At 45.7% G+C, this 2579-nt stretch carries 2 protein-coding genes; one reads left to right on the forward strand and one right to left on the reverse strand.

From position 1 onward, the window contains the following. Positions 1 to 304: 304 nt before the first annotated feature. Entirely contained in the window at positions 305 to 859 is a 555-nt protein-coding gene (locus tag DY78_RS11020; protein WP_024625139.1) for a M15 family metallopeptidase, read from the reverse strand. 165 nt (positions 860 to 1024) lie between these two features. Between DY78_RS11020 and DY78_RS11025 the strand changes: the two genes are divergently transcribed. Beyond that, a complete protein-coding gene (locus tag DY78_RS11025) occupies positions 1025 to 2218 on the forward strand; it encodes an MFS transporter (protein WP_024625138.1) in 1194 nt (397 codons plus the stop codon). The last annotated feature ends 361 nt before the right edge of the window (positions 2219 to 2579 follow it).

A 2579-nucleotide genomic window follows, 5' to 3' on the forward strand; every position in this document is an offset into this window, starting at 1 on the left:
GAAGCTGATCTTTTTTGTCCGAACAGCGTTCGGATTAATTTTACAATCTACCTAAAACGCATAATCTATGTTTAACGATCGCATTACACGCCCTCGATGATTTGCCCGTGTTGGCGGCTGCCAGCAGTAGTGGGGCGACCACGAGCGGTACGCAGCTATTAATTTTAGACGGGGTGGTATTAGCCTTGGCGGTGGTTGCGAGCGTGGTTGCTCGGTTACAAGTGCGGCACATGACTGTTCCAACGGTGATAAATAATTGAAAGTAAATAAAAAATGAGTCGCTGTTAGCGGCTCATTTTTGGGTCTAATAGTCATTAGGATTGGCAGCTAAAGGTTCATAGTCATCCATTTCCGCATCACGGAAATCCCACCATTCGTTTTCGTAGCCAACAAAACCAGCGGCTAACATGGCATCATTTAAAATCTGGTAGTTTTTATCAGCGGCCGAACTGCGCGGGGCATCGCGGTGGGCGGCGGCGGTGAAGTCATCAAACGGTGTCGGCATCAAACATTCGCGCCCATCCGCATCGGTTAAGGTCAAATCTAAAGTGACGCCTTTTTGGTGGCTGAAGTTGGGATTCGGTTTGGCCACGAATTCAGGATGGGGATAAACTTCAAAAAGACGTTCTTGAGCACTCACCGGACGATAAGCATCCCAAATTTTTAAGCGGTAGCCTTGGCTTTTGACGAGGGCACTCGCATGAGCTAACTTGCGCGCCGTTCCTGTGCGGACGATGGCCGTCGTAAAATCGTAGACGACTTGATGCGTGAAATTATTAGTGGTGGCGTAACGTAAATCAACAATAATCGCGGGATCTAACGTTTGGACATTGGTAAAACCAGTTAATTCTGGGGTCATTTTTGGCTGCCTCCCTAGGTTTAATTAGCCTCATTGTACGTGATTTTGACGAGTTTGTCTGAGAAAAAAGGTTACAATCACGACCAAGCTTTAAAGTAGACACATTTGAACGGACTTGGTATGATGAGCAGTATTGTGTGAAAATTTTGTGAAGAGGTGAGAAGCATGACGCGGCAAACGAAACGTGCCATTTTTATTTTAGTTTTTAGTGAATTTTTAGTCTGTTTAGGAATTAGTTTGGTCATTCCGGTAATGCCGTTCATTAAAAATGAACTGCACTTAACGGCGACTGACATGGGGATTATGAATGCCCTGTTTGCTGCGGCGCAATTTATTGCTTCGCCAATCATCGGGCGGGTTTCGGACAAAATCGGCCGCAAACCGGTGTTAGCAGTCGGCTTGTTCTTATATATGGTATCGGAAGTCTTATTCGCGTTGACGAACCATTTATGGGTCTTCAACATTTCACGTATTATTGGTGGCTTATCAGCAGCGATGGTCGTGCCAACGGCCATGGCGCTAGCGTCCGATATTACGACTAAACGGCAACGGGCGAAAGTAATTGGCTGGTTGTCAGCGGCCTTTAGTGGCGGTTTGATTTTAGGCCCCGGGATTGGTGGGATTTTAGCGGGTATCAGTTATAAGACGCCATTTTGGGTGGCTGGGGCACTCGGTTTGCTCAGTGCCATCGTCTTGATAGTCCTGCTACCAAGCGATGCCGATACCGTGCATCATTTGGATGAAGAAGCTGCGGCGGAACCGAGCCACCATCCGATGAGTCGGGCGTTTTGGACGTTACCCATCATCATTTTATTTACGATGATTTTAGTTTCGTCATTTGGCCTGCAAGGTTTTGAAAGTATTTATAGTATTTACGTCAATGAAGTATTTAAATTTAGCTTGAGCAATATTGCATTAGTTTTGACTTTAAATGGGTTAATCTCATTGTTCTTACAAGTCGCGTTATTCGACACGTTTGTCCAACGCTTTGGCGAACAAAAAGTGATTCGGGTCTGTTTTGCATTAGCCGCCATTTGTACGATTTGGATTACGCAGGCGCATACGAAATGGGAAGTAGTTGTGGCAACGTTAGTCATCTTCTCGGCGTTTGACTTATTGCGGCCAGCGATTACCACGTTATTAACGAAAGCAAGCGACTCTAATCAAGGTTTGATCAACGGGTTGAACATGTCATTAACAAGTGTCGGAAACATTGTCGGGCCAATCATGTCAGGGATGTTATTGGACATGAATTATCATTATCCTTATATCGTCGTCGCTGTATTTTTAATCGTGTCATATTTGATGGCCTTTTTGCTCCGGTTACCGGCAAAAGCAAAACCGGTCGTTAAATCCTAATATTTAATGCCGGTACGTGCCGCAGTTGACTGGCCGTCATTCCATCCGTTCTGGGACCGGTCCAAGCCTAAGAAGCGTCTTGAACCTCGCTTTTGAGCCCACCAACCAGGTCTCAAAAGACGCCCGTGGGGTAAACGACCAAAAAACAGCCGTTAACGCCACCTTCAGGACGGATTCCATGACGGTCAGTCAACTGCTGAACGCTGCTTAATTATCAAGAACAGCTAGCATTTTGAATGGTGGCAGCATGCTTGTGATTGAAGATGATGAGTCACAGATTGTCATCCGATATCGAAGTAGCAACTTTAAAGGAGCTGTGACATAACTAGTTCCTAAATCGTAAAAACCCACGCAAAACCGA

Source organism: Lactiplantibacillus fabifermentans DSM 21115 (genome assembly GCF_000498955.2).
In the GTDB taxonomy this organism is placed as follows: domain Bacteria; phylum Bacillota; class Bacilli; order Lactobacillales; family Lactobacillaceae; genus Lactiplantibacillus; species Lactiplantibacillus fabifermentans.